We start from the raw sequence: 13,987 nt of genomic DNA on the forward strand, positions 1-13,987 counted from the left end.
GGGTTCCTCCGAGGGCCGGCAGGGTCACCGCATTGTGACCCTGCGCACATGTGACCCCGGCACGCTAGACCGAGCGGTCCGGTTCCACCAACCCCTCCCGCATGCGGGCCTTGATCTCCGGTTTCACCACCTTGCCGATCTTCGACCGCGGCAGATCGGCCCAGATCTCGACCTGCTTGGGCGCCTTGACGCTGCCGATCCGCTCCTTGGCGAAGGCCTGCAGCTCCGGTCCGGTCACCTCGGCGCCCTCCCGCAGCTGGACGACGGCGACCACCCGCTCGCCCCACTTCGGGTCCGGCAGGCCGATGACGGCGCAGTCCAGCACCCCGTCGTGGGCCATCAGGGCCCGCTCGACCTCGGCCGAGTACACGTTGAACCCGCCGCTGATGATAATGTCCTTGGCGCGGTCGACCAGGTACAGGTAGCCGTCGTCGTCGAGGTAGCCGATGTCGCCGGTGTGGTGCCAGCCGAACCGCGATGCCTCGGCGGTGGCCTCCGGGTCCTTGTGGTAACCGGCCATCACCAGCGAGCCGCGGACGACGACCTCGCCCCGCTCGCCGCGCGGCAGCAGCGAACCGTCGTCCCCCATGATCGCCACCGTCACCAGCGGCGTCGGGCGGCCGGCCGAGCCGAACCGCTCCCGCGCGAGAGAGCCGTCGGGGTGCACGTGCTCGGCCGGCGCCAGGGTCGAGATCATCATCGGCGCCTCGGACTGCCCGAACAGCTGCCCGAGCACCGGGCCGATCCGGACGATCGCCTCCTCCAGCCGGTCCGGCGCCATGGGCGCGGCGCCGTACCAGAGGCACTGCAGCGAGGCCAGGTCCGTGTCGTCCAGCCCCGGCTGGGCGAGCAGCAGGTAGATCAGCGTCGGCGGCAGGAACGCGTGGGTGACCCGGTGGTACGGGATCAGCCGGAGGAACTCGCCGAGGTCCGGCGCCGGCATGACGACCACGGATCCGCCGAGCGCCAGCACCGGGAAGCACAGCACCCCGGCGGCGTGCGTCAGCGGCGCCAGCGCCAGGTACACCGGCCGCCCGTCGAACGGGTAGCTCATCAGCGTCAGCGCCGTCATCGTCTCGAGGTTGCGGCCGGTCAGCCGCACCCCCTTCGGCCGGCCCGTCGTCCCGCCGGTGCCGACCAGCATGACGACGTCGTCCGGCGGCTCGACGTCGTCGAACGACGCCGGCTCGGCGTCCAGCCACTCGGCCAGCGACGGGTCGTCGGCGGTGAGCGAGTCGAGGCAGACCAGCGTGGTGAGCACCGGCAGCCGGTCGCGGATCTTCGCCACCAGCGGCGCGAACGCCGCGGCGTAGAGCAGCGTCGTGCAGTCGAACAGCGCGAGCAGCTCCCGGTTCTCCTCCGCCTCGTTGCGCGGGTTGACCGGGCACCACACCGCCCCGGCGCGGGCGATGCCGAGGACGCAGGCGAACGCGGTCGGGTCGTTGCCCGAGAGCACGGCGACCGAGTCCCCCGGGCGGACGCCCGAGCGCACCAGCGCCCGGGCGACCCGCCGGGTGAACGCCTGCACCTCGGCGTACGACAGGGTGCGCTCCCCCATCGTCAGGCAGGGCGCGTCCGGTCCGAGCGACGCCCCCTTGTCGAGGTAGGCCGCGAGACTCATCGGTGCTCGGTCACCACCGGGTCGAGCACCAGCCCGAACTGGCGCAGCACCCCGAAGAGCTCGCGGTGCCCGAACGCCTGGCAGCCGCTGGCGAAGCCGGCCCGCCGCGGCGGCTGCTGCAGCAGCGACATCGCCGCCCAGGCCTGCATCAGCCCGGTCTGCTTGTAGTTGCTGTTGCCGTGGATGACCACGTGCTTGCGGCCCAGCGGCCCCGACGCGTGCACCGAGTCGACCGAGATGTTGATCCGCGGGTTCTCCCGCGGCGGCATGCCGCTCGCCCACTGGTCGGCGATCGCGCCCAGGGCCTCGTCCCACTGCTCGCGGGGCAGCGTCTTGATGTCCTTCTCCACCGCCGCGGTGGTGGCGACGACGGCCTCCATGACCGGCCGGTTCATCACCCCGCCCTGCACCTTCACGTTGGCCACCCGAGGGTCGTCCTTGAACCAGACCGGGTGGCTGGTGCCGCCCCACGGCACGGTCAGGCCGAGCTCGTGCTGGCCGGGGACGACGACGTCCCACTTCGACAGCGGGTCGACCTTCACGTACTGGTTCTCCTGGAGGTGGAACCAGTCGGCCTTGAGGATGGTGAAGATCGTCTGGGTCGAGGCGTAGGTCGGGAACCCCTTCCAGAGCACGAGGATGTCGAGGGTGTCCAGACCGGCCGTCTCGAGTGCGATGTTGGCCGCGATCTCGCCGGTCGTGTACATCTGCGCGATCCCCGGGGCGAGCAGCAGGCCCTTGTCGGCGAACGCCGTCCCGAACCGTTCCTGGGCGGCCATCACCCAGTCCTGCTCACCGGTGGTGTCCAGGTAGTGCGCGCCGGTGGCCAGGCACGCCTCGGCCACCTCGAAGCCGTACTTGATGAACGGGCCGACGGTGTTGCAGACGACCTTGGCGCCGGTGAACAGGTCGGTGAGCGCCTCGACGGTGTTCTCCACCTCGACGATGTCGTGGTCGGCGGTCTCGATGCCCGGGATCCGGCCGACCACCTCCTGCAGCAGGTCCTTGTTCCGCCCGGCCGCGACGAACGGGACGTTGAGCTCGCGCAGGTACTCGCAGATCAGCCGGCCGGTGTAGCCGGAGGCGCCGTAGACGACGACGGGCTTCGTGCTCATGAGCCCATGCCCCCGTCCACCGCGAGGCCGGTGCCGTTGACGAAGCGGCTGGCGTCGGAGGCGAGGAAGACGACGGCGTCGGCCATGTCGCTCGGCTCACCGAGGCGTCCGGACGGCGTCAGCGCGACGACCGCGCCCACCGCCTCCTCGACGCTGGGGAACAGGCCCAGCTCCGCGCAGTCGACGGCGAGCTGCATGCCCATCGCGGTCGGCACCAGGCCCGGGTAGATGCAGTTGACGCGGACGCCGTAGCCGAGCTTGCCGGCCTCGGTGGCGGCGATCCGGGTCATCCGGTCGATCGCGGACTTGGTGCCGGAGTAGCCGGCGATGCCCGGGAAGGCGATGGTCGCCGCGACGCTGGCGATGTTGACCACCGAGCCGCCGTCGCCGGCCGCGCCGCCGGGGCGCATCGCGCGGAAGGCGTGCTTCATGCCGAGCGCGGTGCCGACGACGTTGATGTCGAGCATCCGGCGCAGGTTGGCCGGGTCGAGGTCGACCACCAGCTCGGTGATCTCGATGCCGGCGTTGTTGACCAGGACGTCGAACCCGCCGAGCTCGGCCACGGTCGCCGCGACCGCGGCCTCCCAGCTGGCCTCGTCGGTGACGTCGAGGTGGGTGAAGCCGGCCGTCGCGCCGTCCTTGGCCAGCAGCTGCGCGGTCTCGGCGCCGAGCTCGTCGAGGACGTCGCCGATCATCACCGCCGCACCGGCCCTGGTGAGCGCCTCGGCCATGGCCTGACCGAGCCCGCGCGCTCCTCCGGTGACCAGTGCCTTGCGTCCGTTCAGGTCCCACACCGACATTCCGCGCTCCCTTGCGCTGGCCCGTCCCCCGTGTGACGGCGGTCATGCTCGTAGGTCGCCTTGACGGGTGTCAAGACTTTCTTTGACAGTCGTCAAGACCGTACGATCCGCGCGTGACCACAGCAGCGGAGCGGGTGGCGCGCCGGCCGGTGGACAAGTTCACGGCCCGGCGCAACGAGCTGGCCGAAGCCGCCCTGAAGACCCTCGCCGAGCGTGGCTACGCCCAGACCGGCCTGCGCGACATCGCGCAGAACTCGGAGTACTCGCACGGGGTCCTGCACTACTACTTCGCCGACAAGACCGACCTGATCACCCACTGCGTGCGCGAGTACAAGGCGGTCTGCGTCACCCGCTACGACGAGGTCGTCGCGACCGCGACGACGGCGCAGGAGCTGGCCGCGGGCTTCCTCGACAAGCTGGCCGAGACGCTGACCGACGAGGCGCCGATGCACCGCCTCTGGTACGACCTGCGCAACCAGTCGATGTTCGAGCCGGCCTTCCGCGCCGACGTCGCCGCGATCGACCTGTCGCTGGAGCAGATGATCTGGCGGATCGTCACCCGCTACGCGCAGCTGTCCGGGCGGCAGCCGCAGATCTCCTCGCCGTCGATGTACGCCGTGTTCGACGGGCTGTTCCAGCAGGCCCTGATCCGCGAGCTGGCCGGCGAGCCGGGCGCCGCCGCGGACCTGCGGGCCGCGGTCACCGAGGTGCTGCCCCACCTGGTGCGCTGAGCCGCGCGCGGTAGAACGCCCGCTCGGCCTCGTTGGCGGCGAGCTGCTCGGCGCGGGCGTACTCGTCTTCCGCTTCCGGCCGACCCAGCCGGCGGAGCAGGTCGGCACGGATGCCGTGGAACAGCGCGTAGCCGGGCAGCGCGAGCCGGTCGACGATCGCCAGCCCGGCGGCCGGGCCGTCGACCTCCGCCACCGCGACCGCGCGGTTGAGCGCCACCACCGGCGTCGGGGTGAGGACGAGCAGCTGGTCGTAGAGCCGCACGACCTGCCGCCAGTCCGTCCTCCCCTCGGAGTGGACGGCCTGGATCGCCGCCTGCACCTGGTACGGGCCGGGCCGGTTGCGGCGCAGGCAGCGGCGGACCAGCTCCTGGCCCTCGGCGATGAGCGCGGGGTCCCAGCGGTCGCGGTCCTGGTCGGCGAGCAGCACCTGCGCGCCGTCCTCGCCGATGCGCGCCCGCTGCCTCGACTCGACCAGCAGCATCAGCCCGAGCAGCCCGAGCACCTCCGGCTCGTCGGGCATGAGCGCGGCCAGCAGCCGGCCGAGCCGGATCGCCTCGGCGCGCAGGTCGTCGCGGCTCAGGGCGTCCCCCGACGTCGCCGTGTGGCCCTCGGTGAAGACCAGGTAGACGACGGCGAGGACGGGTCGCAGCCGGTCGGGCAGCTCCGCCTCCTCCGGCACCCGGTACGGGATGCGGGCGTCGCGGATCTTGCCCTTCGCCCGCACCAGCCGCTGCGCCATCGTCGTCTCGGGCACGAGGAACGCGCGGGCGATCTCGGCGGTGGTCAGCCCGCCGAGCAGCCGCAGGGTCAGCGCGACCTGGGCGTTCGGCGCGAGCGCGGGGTGGCAGCAGGTGAAGATCAGGCGGAGCCGGTCGTCCTGCACGGCGTCCTCCTCGCGTTCTTCCTGGGCGTGCAGCAGCGCGGCCTGGGCGTGCCGGTCGTCCCGGCTCGCCTCCCGGCGCAGCCGGTCGATCGCCCGGTTGCGGGCGGTGGTGAGGATCCAGCCGGCCGGGCTGGGCGGGACGCCGTGCTCCGGCCAGTGCGTCAGCGCGGTGAGGAAGGCGTCCTGCACCGCGTCCTCGGCGAGGTCGAGGTCGCCGAGGACGCGGGTCAGGACGGCGACGGCGCGGCCGTGCTCCTCGCGGAAGACCCGCGCGACGTCGGTCACCGGAAGGGCCGCACCTCGGTCGGCAGCCCGGTGATCTCGGCCTGCTTGCGCGCCCAGTGCAGCGCGGCGTCGAGGTCCGGCACGTCGACGACGACGAACCCGCCGAGGTGCTCCTTGCCCTCGGTGTACGGGCCGTCGGTGACGAGCACGTCGCCGTCGTCCTTGGTCCGCAGGACGGTCGCGGTGGACGGGTCGTGCAGCCCGCCGGCGAACACCCAGACGTCCTCCTTCTGCATCTCCTCCGTCAGCTCGCCGAGCCGGGCCATGATCGGGGCGAGGAACTCCGGCGGCGGGACGATGCCGTCGGGCTGGTACATGCCGATCAGGTACTGGGCCATCTCTGCTCTCCTCCTCGGACGCCGGCTCCCTGCCGGCTCACCTCCTACACGAACGGACGGCGGCCGGATCGACAGATGAGCGCAGATCTCTCGAGATTCCTCGACGCGCAGGCCTCCGGTGTCTACGAGCAGGCGCTGCGCGAGCTGCGGGCGGGGCGCAAGCAGGGGCACTGGATCTGGTTCGTGCTGCCCCAGATCGCCGGGCTGGGCCGCAGCCCGACCTCGCAGTACTACGCGCTGGCGGGGCTGGACGAGGCCCGCGACTACCTCGCCCACCCGGTGCTCGGCCCGCGGCTGGTCGAGTGCGCGCAGGCCCTGCTCGACCTGCCCGGGGACGACGCCGTCGCCGTCCTGGGGCCGATCGACGCGGTGAAGCTGCGCTCGTCGATGACGCTGTTCTCCCGCGCCGGCGGCGACCCGGTGTTCGCCGCCGTCCTGGACAGGTACTTCGGCGGCCGCCCGGACGAGGCCACCCTCGACCTGCTCCAAAGGGGGGAGTAATCCACCGACGTCCCCGTCCGGGGCGTAACGGATCCCTAGACTGCGGATCCCTCCGTCCTAGGGGTTCCCGTGGTCCTGCTGCTGGTGCTCGTCGGTGCGCTGGGCCTGGCGATCGGCTCGTTCCTCGACGTGGTGATCCACCGGGTCCCGGCCGGTCTGTCCGTGGTCTCGCCCGCCTCGCACTGCCCCGACTGCGGCACGCCGATCCTCGCCCGGCACGACGTCCCGGTCGCGGGCTGGCTGCTGCTGCGTGGCCGGTCCGCCTGCTGCGACCGCTCCATCGCGGCCCGGTACCACCTGGTCGAGGCGCTGACCGGCGCGCTGTTCGTGCTCGTGACGTGGCGCGCGCTCCAGCTCGACCAGGCCGCCGCGGTGCCGGCGCTCCTGACCTTCACCGCGCTCGGCGTGGCGCTGTCCGGCATCGACCTCGACGTGCGCCGGCTGCCCGACGTCCTGGTCCTGCCGGCCTACCCGCTGCTGCTGGCGCTGTTCGCGGCGGCGGCCGGCGTGAGCGGCGACTGGGCCTCGCTCGGCCGGGCCGTCCTCGGCGCGGCGGTGCTGTTCGGCTGCTACCTCGCCCTGGCCCTCATCCACCCCGCCGGCATGGGCTTCGGCGACGTGAAGTTCTCCGGCCTGATCGGCCTGGTGCTCGGCTGGTTCTCCTGGAGCACGCTGGTCGTCGGTGCCTTCGCCGCCTTCATCCTCGGCGCGCTGGTCGGGCTGGTCGTGATGGCGGTCAGCCCGCTCGGCCGCAAGGCGGAGGTGCCCTTCGGGCCGTTCATGGTGGCCGGGGCGCTCCTGGCCCTGTGGGTCACCGAGCCGCTGGCCGGCGTGCTGACCCACCGCTGAGGGACGATCGCGCGCAACGCTCTTGCGGTGTTCTGCAAGCTCTAGCGGTCCTGCACGACCGCTAAAGCCTTCAGAGCACCGCAAGACTGCTGCCGACTGCCGGGGAGCGGGGCCGTGCCTCGTTGACACTCGACTGAACGCACGTCTAGCGTCCTGAACGTGCGTTCAGCCGAGGAGGACCTCACCGGCCGGGCCCGCATCCGGGACGCCGCGATCCGCCGGTTCGGCGCCGACGGGTTCGGTGCCTCGGTGCGCACGGTCGCGGCCGACGCCGGCGTGAGCGCGGGCCTGGTCATCCACCACTTCGGCTCCAAGGACGGGCTGCGCGCCGCCTGCGACGAGCACGTGCTGCGGATGATCCGCGAGGCCGAGACCGAGGCGTTCACCCAGAGCTCGCCGGGCGAGTGGCTCGCGCAGCTCGCGGTGCTCGACGAGTTCGCCCCGATGGTCGGCTACCTCGTCCAGACGCTGCTGGCCGGCGGCGACCTGGCCGCCACCCTGCTCGAGCGCATGACCAAGGACGCCGAGGTGTACATGGCCGACGCCGTCGCCGCCGGCACGATGAAGCCCAGCCGCGACCCGGCCGCCCGCGCCTCGTTCCTCGTCGACGTCGGCATCGGCGCCGTCCTGGCCTTCGTCCGGCGGCACCCGCCGGTCGACGGCGACTACCGCGCCACCCTGCGCCGCTACGCCGAGGCCAACGCGCTGCCCGCCCTCGAGCTCTACACGCAGGGCCTGCTCACCGATCCCTCCCTGCTCGACGCCTACCTGCAGTACCGGGAGAACTCATGAACGCGGCCCAGAGCCCAGCCGTCGAGATCAGGGGCCTGACCAAGCGCTTCGGCGATGTCCAGGCCCTCGACGGCCTCGACCTGACCGTCGAGCACGGCCAGGTCGCCGGGTTCCTCGGCCCCAACGGGGCCGGGAAGTCGACCACGCTGCGGATCCTGCTCGGCCTGCTCCGGGCCGACGGCGGCAGCGCGTCGCTGCTCGGCGGCGACCCGTGGACCGACGCGGTCGCGCTGCACCGCCGGCTGGCCTACGTCCCCGGCGACGTGACCCTGTGGCCGAACCTCACCGGCGGCGAGGTCATCGACCTGCTGCTGCGCCTGCGCGGCCGTCCCGACGGCAGGCGCAAGACCGAGCTGCTCGAGCGGTTCGAGCTCGACCCGACCAAGAAGGCCCGCACCTACTCCAAGGGCAACCGGCAGAAGGTCGCCCTGGTCGCCGCGCTGGCCGCGGACGTCGAGCTGCTGCTGCTCGACGAGCCGACCTCCGGGCTGGACCCGCTCATGGAGGCGGTGTTCACCGAGTGCATCGGGGAGGCCAAGGCGGCCGGTCGCTCGGTGCTGCTGTCCAGCCACATCCTCGCCGAGGTCGAGAAGCTCTGCGACACCGTGACGATCATCCGCAACGGGCGCACGGTCGAGAGCGGCACGCTGGCCGACCTGCGGCACCTGACCCGCAACACGGTCACCGCGGTCACGCGGGCCGACCCCGCGCCGCTGGCCGCGCTGACCGGCGTGCACGACTTCACCGCCGACGGGCACCGCACGACGTTCCTGGTCGACAACGAGCACCTCGACGCGGTCACCCGCGAGCTGGCCGCGCTCGGCCTGGAGAGCCTGGTCTGCGCGCCGCCGTCGCTGGAGCAGCTGTTCCTGCAGCACTACGGCGACGAGCTCGCAGCGCTCGAGGCGGTCCGGTGAGCGCGGCGACCGCCGTCGCCGTCGTCCCTCGGTCCACCGCCTACGTCGGGACGACGACGCTCCTGCGTGCGGGGCTCCGGCGCGACCGCCGCCGGCTGCTGATCTGGGTGCTCTCGCTCGGGCTGCTCACCGTCTACGCGACGATCGGGCTCCGCACGATCTACGACACCCCGGCCTCGCGGCAGAGCCGCGCTGCGGTCATCCAGACGCCGGCCGGGATCATGCTCGGCGGCCCCGGCTACGGCACCGAGAACTACACGATCGGCGCGATGATCGCCAACGAGCTGGGGCTCTCGGTCATGGTCGCGATGGCGATCCTGTCGCTGCTGCTCGTCGTCCGGCACACCCGGGCCGAGGAGGACGACGGCCGGGCCGAGCTGCTGCTGTCCGGCTCGGTCGGCCGGCGTGCGCCGCTGCTGGCCGCCCTGCTGCTCATGGGCGCGGCGAACCTCGCGGTCGGCGTCGTCGTCTTCGCCGGGCTGGCCGGCTCCGGGCTGGCGGCCGTCGACTCGCTCGCGCTGGCCGTCGGCTGGGCGCTCACCGGGGCGGTGTTCGGCTGCGTCGCCGCGGCGACCGCGCAGGTGATGGCGCAGGCGCGGGCGGCGTCGGGGACGGCGCTCGCCCTGCTCGGTGCGGCCGCGGTCGTGCGCGGCGTCGGCGACATCCTGACCGAGCACGGCAGCGCGCTGTCCTGGCTGTCCCCCATCGCGTGGGCGCAGCAGACGCGCGCCTTCGTCGACCTGCGCTGGTGGCCGCTGCTCCTGTCGGTGGCCCTCATCGGTGCGCTGACCGCGGTCGCGTTCGCTCTCGACGACCGGCGCGACGTCGGCGCCGGCCTGGTCGCCCCGCGCCGCGGCCCGGCCGCGGCGGCGCCGTCCCTGGGTGGCCCGGCGGCTCTGGTCGCCCGCCTGCAGCGCGGCACGGTCCTCGGCTGGACGGCGACCCTCCTGCTGCTCGGGCTGACGTTCGGCTCGCTGTCGGAGTCGGTGACCAGCATGGTCGGCGACATCCCGCAGCTGCAGAAGGCGCTGGACGTGGGCGCCGACCCGATCGACTCGTTCGCGGCCGCGGCGGCGATGTACTTCGGGCTGCTCGCCGCCTCCTACGCCGTCGCCTCGGTGCTGCGGCTGCGCGGCGAGGAGGGCGCCGGCCGGGCCGAGCTGCTGCTGGCGACCGCGCTGGACCGGCGCCGGCTGCTCGGGGCGACGCTAGGGGTGACCGCCGTCGTGGCGACCGGGCTGCTCGTCGTCGGCGGGCTGGCCGACGGGCTCGCCGCCGCGGGGGTGCTCGGCGACGCGGGCCGGATCGGCCCGCAGCTGGGCGCGGCGCTGGTGCAGCTGCCGGCGGTGCTCGTGGTCATCGGCCTGGCGGCGGCGCTGGTCGGCGCCGCGCCGCGGTTCGCGCCGTTCGCCTGGCTGGTCGTGGTCTGGGCCCTGCTCGCCGGCATCTTCGGGCCGCTGCTGGACCTGCCGGACTGGGCGGCGAAGCTCTCGCCGTTCGGCTGGGTCCCGCAGGTGCCGGCCGAGGACCTCGACGTCGTCCCGCTGGTCGGGCTGGTGGTCGCGGCCGTGGCGCTGATCACGGTCGGTCTGGTCGGCTTCCGGCGGCGCGACGTCCCTGCCTGAGTCAGGCTGGACCGGTGAGTGAGGACAACAGCGGCTCGGGCTACGTGACCGGTGGCGAGTACAACCGCGACTCGAACTACATCACCGACCGGATCACCGCCGACGGCTCGAGCGGCTGGCCGGTGGAGGCCGGGCGGTACCGGCTGGTCGCCGCGCGGGCGTGCCCGTGGGCGAACCGGTCGATCATCGTCCGCCGGCTGCTCGGCCTGGAGAAGGTGCTCTCGATGGGGCTGACCGGGCCGACGCACGACGAGCGCAGCTGGACCTTCGACCTCGACCCGGGCGGTCGCGACCCGGTGCTCGGCTACGAGCGGCTGCAGGAGGCGTTCCTCGCCCGCTTCCCGGACTACGACCGGGGCATCACGGTGCCGGCGATCGTCGACGTCCCGACGAAGGCCGTCGTCACCAACGACTTCGCGCAGATCACGCTGGACTTCTCCACCGAGTGGACGGCGTTCCACCGCGACGGCGCCCCCGACCTCTACCCCGAGCGGCTGCGCGCCGAGATGGACGAGGTCATGCAGCGGATCTACACCGAGGTCAACAACGGGGTGTACCGCTGCGGGTTCGCCGGCTCGCAGGAGGCCTACGACGCGGCCTACGAGCGGCTGTTCACCGCGCTGGACCGGCTCGAGGAGCGGCTGACCGCGCAGCGCTACCTGATGGGCGGCTCGATCACCGAGGCCGACGTCCGGCTGTTCACCACGCTGGCCCGCTTCGACGCCGTCTACCACGGCCACTTCAAGTGCAACCGGCAGAAGCTGACCGAGTTCCCCGCGCTGTGGGCCTACGCGCGCGACCTGTTCCAGACCCCGGGATTCGGCGACACGATCGACTTCCCGCAGATCAAGGAGCACTACTACGTCGTCCACGCCGACATCAACCCGACCCAGATCATCCCGATGGGTCCGGACACGTCGGTCTGGCTGACCCCGCACGGGCGCGAGTCGCTGGGCGGCCGCCCGTTCGGCGACGGGACGCCGCCGGGGCCGGTCGTCGAGGGCGAGGAGGTCCCCGCCGACCACGGCCCCGGCGGCATCGGCCACCGCTAGGAACTCACGCGGCAGCCGCCTCCGGAGCGGGGTCGACGAGCGGCACCACGGGCGCGGCCACCCGCGCCGGGCTCGGCACGCGCAGCGCCAGCAGGGCCGCCACCAGGGACGCCCCGGCCAGGACGAGGAACGCCGCCGTGAAGGCCGACTCGACCGGGAGCCCGGTCGCGTCCACCCCGCCGGCCAGCAGGCTGCTCAGGACGGCGGTGCCCAGCGCGCCGCCGATCGTGCGGACGTTGGCGCTCATCCCGTTGGCCGCGCCGGTCTGCGCGCTCGGCACGTTGGCGACGATCAGCATGGTGATCGCGGCGTAGCCCACGCCGGCCCCGATCCCGAACACGCCGCCGGCCACGGCCAGCTGCCACTGCGCGCCGTGCAGGAACGCCAGGCCGAGGCAGGCCACCAGGCCGAGCAGCGAGCTGGCGACCAGCTGGGGCTTCGGGCCGAGGACCGCGGTCAGGCGGCCGGAGAGCGCCCCGCCGACGGCCATCGTCACGAGCATCGGCAGCAGCACCAGGCCGGCGACGGTCACGCTGTCGCCGAAGCCGTAGCCGCTCGCCGCGGGCACCTGGACGAACTGCGGGAGGAAGGCGAAGACACCGAACATCGCCGCGCCGAACAGGAGGGCGACGGCGTTCGTCGTCCGGACGGCGGGGAGCTGCAGCATCCGCACGTCGATGAGCGGGGTCCGCGAGCGCAGCTCGAGCCCGACCCACCCGGCGAACAGGACGACGGCCAGGACGAGCAGGCCGATCGTGCGCGGCGACGCCCAGCCCCACGTGTGCCCGAGGCTCAACGGGAGCAGCAGGGCGAGCAGCCAGCCGGTGAGCAGCGCGGCGGCGGCGAGGTTGACCCGGCCCGGCGTCCGGACCGGCGACGCCGGCACGAACCGGGCGGCCAGGACGGCGATGACGACGACGAGCACGAACGGGATGCCGAACAGCCAGCGCCAGCCGAACGCGTCGACGACCGGTCCGGCGAGCACGGTGCCCAGCCCGCTGCCGACGGCGATGACCGAGGACAGCGCGCCGACGGCGGTCGCCAGCCGCTCGCGCGGGAACTCGTCGCGCAGGATGCCGAAGGAGACCGCGAAGACTGCGCCGCCGGCGCCCTGCAGCACGCGGCCGGCGATGAGCACGCCGACGGTCGGCGCGAGCGCGGAGACCAGCAGGCCGACCGCGATCACGGCCAGGGCCCAGACGAGCATGCGGTGCTTGCCGACCATGTCGCCGACCCGCCCGAGCACGGGGGTGGCGACGGCGGCCGCGAGCAGCCACGCGGTGAGCACCCACGTGACGGTGGAGGGATCGGTGTGCAGCGCCGCGCGGAGGGTCGGCAGGACGGGGGTGACCAGCGACTGGAGCACCGCGAAGGCGGCCACGGCGGCCGACAGCACGAGCAGGACCAGCCGCGGGGAGGAACGACGAGCAGGCATGAGCCGTCCTTCGAAAGGAGGGAGAAGGTGCGCCGCAGCGCTCCGGGGGCGCGACGTCGGGCGGCCGGAGAGGTAAAGTGGAAGACGCTCCTCCACTTTAGCGGAGGCTCGCCTCCGCTTTCAAGTCCGGGAGGGAACGACATGGCCGAGCCGGTGACGGTGCGCCGCCCCACGCGGGCCGACGCCCGTCGGAACTTCGACGCGCTGCTGACCGCCGCCCGCGACGCCTTCGGCGAGGAAGGCGCCGCCGCCTCGCTCGAGGACGTCGCCCGCCGGGCCGGCGTCGGGATCGGCACGCTGTACCGCCACTTCCCCACCCGCCAGGCGCTGTTCGAGGCCGTCTACGTCGGCGAGATCGAGGAGCTCGTCCGGGTCGCCGACGACGTCGCCGACCGGCCGGCCTGGGAGGCGCTGCTCGCCTGGTTGCGGCAGTTCGCCGACTACCTGGTCACCAAGCGGGCGATCGCCGTCGAGCTGGACCGCCAGTCCGAGGTCATGCGCGCCTGCCGCGAGGCGATGTTCGCCGCCGGGGTGCCGCTGCTCGAGCGGGCCCAGGCCGCCGGCGAGGTGCGCACCGACCTGACCTTCGACGACCTGATCAAGCTGATCGCCGGCGTCACGTCCTCGGGCTCGACCGACGACGCCCAGCGCGAGCGGCTGCTCACCGTCGCCCTCGACGGCATCCGCCCCCGCGGTTAGGCGCGCGAAACCGCGGCGGCCGGGCGTGCTCGGCGTGCCACGATGCGGGGATGAGCAGCGACGTCGCCGTCGACGTGAGTGCCCTGGCGATCAACGTCACGATCCCCGAAGCGCTGCGCTGGACCGACACCCGCCGCGGTGAGGAGTTCGAGCTGACCACGCTCAACGTCCGGCTGCTGCGGGACGGGCACCTGGCCGCGAAGGCCTACGGCCGGCCGACAGCGGGTGGCCGCGGCGCGTACGTCTCGTTCCGGGTGCCCGACCGGCCGGAGCTGGCGGCGCTCGTGTCCGAGGCCGCCGAGCGGGCCGGCGAGCTGTGGACCGCGCACCGCGGTCTCGGGTGA

Annotated in this window: 15 protein-coding genes; 9 read left to right on the forward strand and 6 right to left on the reverse strand. The window is 73.3% G+C overall.

The window, feature by feature from the left end; all coding sequences use genetic code 11:
* Positions 1-64 precede the first annotated feature (64 nt).
* Genes GGQ55_RS01260 through GGQ55_RS01270 form a run of 3 tightly spaced genes read right to left on the reverse strand, consistent with a single transcriptional unit; the run spans position 65 to position 3,536 of the window.
* A complete protein-coding gene (locus GGQ55_RS01260) occupies positions 65-1,621 on the reverse strand; it encodes an acyl-CoA synthetase (RefSeq protein WP_179714752.1) in 1,557 nt (518 codons plus the stop codon).
* Positions 1,618-2,736 (reverse strand): DUF5938 domain-containing protein, encoded by a 1,119-nt coding sequence (locus GGQ55_RS01265; RefSeq protein WP_179714753.1) that lies wholly within the window; start codon positions 2,734-2,736, stop codon positions 1,618-1,620. Before GGQ55_RS01265 ends, GGQ55_RS01260 begins: the two co-directional genes overlap by 4 nt.
* Complete coding sequence (locus GGQ55_RS01270) at positions 2,733-3,536, reverse strand: SDR family NAD(P)-dependent oxidoreductase (protein WP_179714754.1); 804 nt, start codon at positions 3,534-3,536, stop codon at positions 2,733-2,735. The genes GGQ55_RS01265 and GGQ55_RS01270 overlap by 4 nt, the downstream gene beginning before the upstream one ends.
* Before the next feature lie 113 nt (positions 3,537-3,649).
* Here GGQ55_RS01270 and GGQ55_RS01275 point away from each other — a divergent pair, with 113 nt between their 5' ends.
* The gene (locus GGQ55_RS01275) at positions 3,650-4,267 is read left to right on the forward strand and encodes a TetR/AcrR family transcriptional regulator (protein WP_179714755.1); all 618 of its coding nucleotides are present in this window, start codon (positions 3,650-3,652) and stop codon (positions 4,265-4,267) included.
* Here the strand turns inward: GGQ55_RS01275 and GGQ55_RS01280 are convergent.
* Positions 4,236-5,435, reverse strand: coding sequence for an RNA polymerase sigma factor (locus GGQ55_RS01280; protein ID WP_179714756.1), 1,200 nt, complete (start codon positions 5,433-5,435; stop codon positions 4,236-4,238). The genes GGQ55_RS01275 and GGQ55_RS01280 overlap by 32 nt on opposite strands.
* Positions 5,432-5,773, reverse strand: a complete 342-nt coding sequence (locus GGQ55_RS01285; RefSeq protein WP_179714757.1) for a YciI family protein — start codon at positions 5,771-5,773, stop codon at positions 5,432-5,434. Before GGQ55_RS01285 ends, GGQ55_RS01280 begins: the two co-directional genes overlap by 4 nt.
* 75 nt (positions 5,774-5,848) lie before the next feature.
* Here GGQ55_RS01285 and GGQ55_RS01290 point away from each other — a divergent pair, with 75 nt between their 5' ends.
* The 6 genes from GGQ55_RS01290 to GGQ55_RS01315 all read left to right on the forward strand — a co-directional run bounded on the left by GGQ55_RS01290 (position 5,849) and on the right by GGQ55_RS01315 (position 11,509).
* Positions 5,849-6,274, forward strand: a complete 426-nt coding sequence (locus tag GGQ55_RS01290) for a DUF1810 domain-containing protein (RefSeq protein ID WP_179714758.1) — start codon at positions 5,849-5,851, stop codon at positions 6,272-6,274.
* Positions 6,275-6,343: 69 nt separating this feature from the next.
* Positions 6,344-7,123 (forward strand): prepilin peptidase, encoded by a 780-nt coding sequence (locus tag GGQ55_RS01295; RefSeq protein WP_179714759.1) that lies wholly within the window; start codon positions 6,344-6,346, stop codon positions 7,121-7,123.
* 159 nt (positions 7,124-7,282) lie between these two features.
* On the forward strand, positions 7,283-7,915 hold the full coding sequence (locus GGQ55_RS01300; RefSeq protein WP_179714760.1) for a TetR/AcrR family transcriptional regulator: 633 nt from the start codon (positions 7,283-7,285) through the stop codon (positions 7,913-7,915).
* Positions 7,912-8,832 carry an ABC transporter ATP-binding protein gene (locus GGQ55_RS01305; protein WP_179714761.1) on the forward strand — a complete coding sequence of 307 codons (921 nt, stop codon included), beginning with the start codon at positions 7,912-7,914 and terminating at the stop codon, positions 8,830-8,832. The genes GGQ55_RS01300 and GGQ55_RS01305 overlap by 4 nt, the downstream gene beginning before the upstream one ends.
* Positions 8,829-10,457 carry an ABC transporter permease gene (locus GGQ55_RS01310; RefSeq protein WP_218859118.1) on the forward strand — a complete coding sequence of 543 codons (1,629 nt, stop codon included), beginning with the start codon at positions 8,829-8,831 and terminating at the stop codon, positions 10,455-10,457. The genes GGQ55_RS01305 and GGQ55_RS01310 overlap by 4 nt, the downstream gene beginning before the upstream one ends.
* 14 nt (positions 10,458-10,471) lie before the next feature.
* Complete coding sequence (locus GGQ55_RS01315) at positions 10,472-11,509, forward strand: glutathione S-transferase family protein (RefSeq protein WP_179714762.1); 1,038 nt, start codon at positions 10,472-10,474, stop codon at positions 11,507-11,509.
* Between the two features lie 4 nt (positions 11,510-11,513).
* On the opposite strand, the gene GGQ55_RS01320 is transcribed toward GGQ55_RS01315, so the two are convergent.
* On the reverse strand, positions 11,514-12,944 hold the full coding sequence (locus GGQ55_RS01320) for an MFS transporter (RefSeq protein WP_179714763.1): 1,431 nt from the start codon (positions 12,942-12,944) through the stop codon (positions 11,514-11,516).
* Between the two features lie 141 nt (positions 12,945-13,085).
* Between GGQ55_RS01320 and GGQ55_RS01325 the strand changes: the two genes are divergently transcribed.
* The gene (locus tag GGQ55_RS01325) at positions 13,086-13,643 is read left to right on the forward strand and encodes a TetR/AcrR family transcriptional regulator (protein WP_179714764.1); all 558 of its coding nucleotides are present in this window, start codon (positions 13,086-13,088) and stop codon (positions 13,641-13,643) included.
* Positions 13,644-13,693: 50 nt separating this feature from the next.
* The gene (locus tag GGQ55_RS01330) at positions 13,694-13,987 is read left to right on the forward strand and encodes a hypothetical protein (protein ID WP_179714765.1); all 294 of its coding nucleotides are present in this window, start codon (positions 13,694-13,696) and stop codon (positions 13,985-13,987) included.

Origin of the sequence: Petropleomorpha daqingensis, assembly GCF_013408985.1 — a bacterium.
GTDB lineage: Bacteria > Actinomycetota > Actinomycetes > Mycobacteriales > Geodermatophilaceae > Petropleomorpha > Petropleomorpha daqingensis.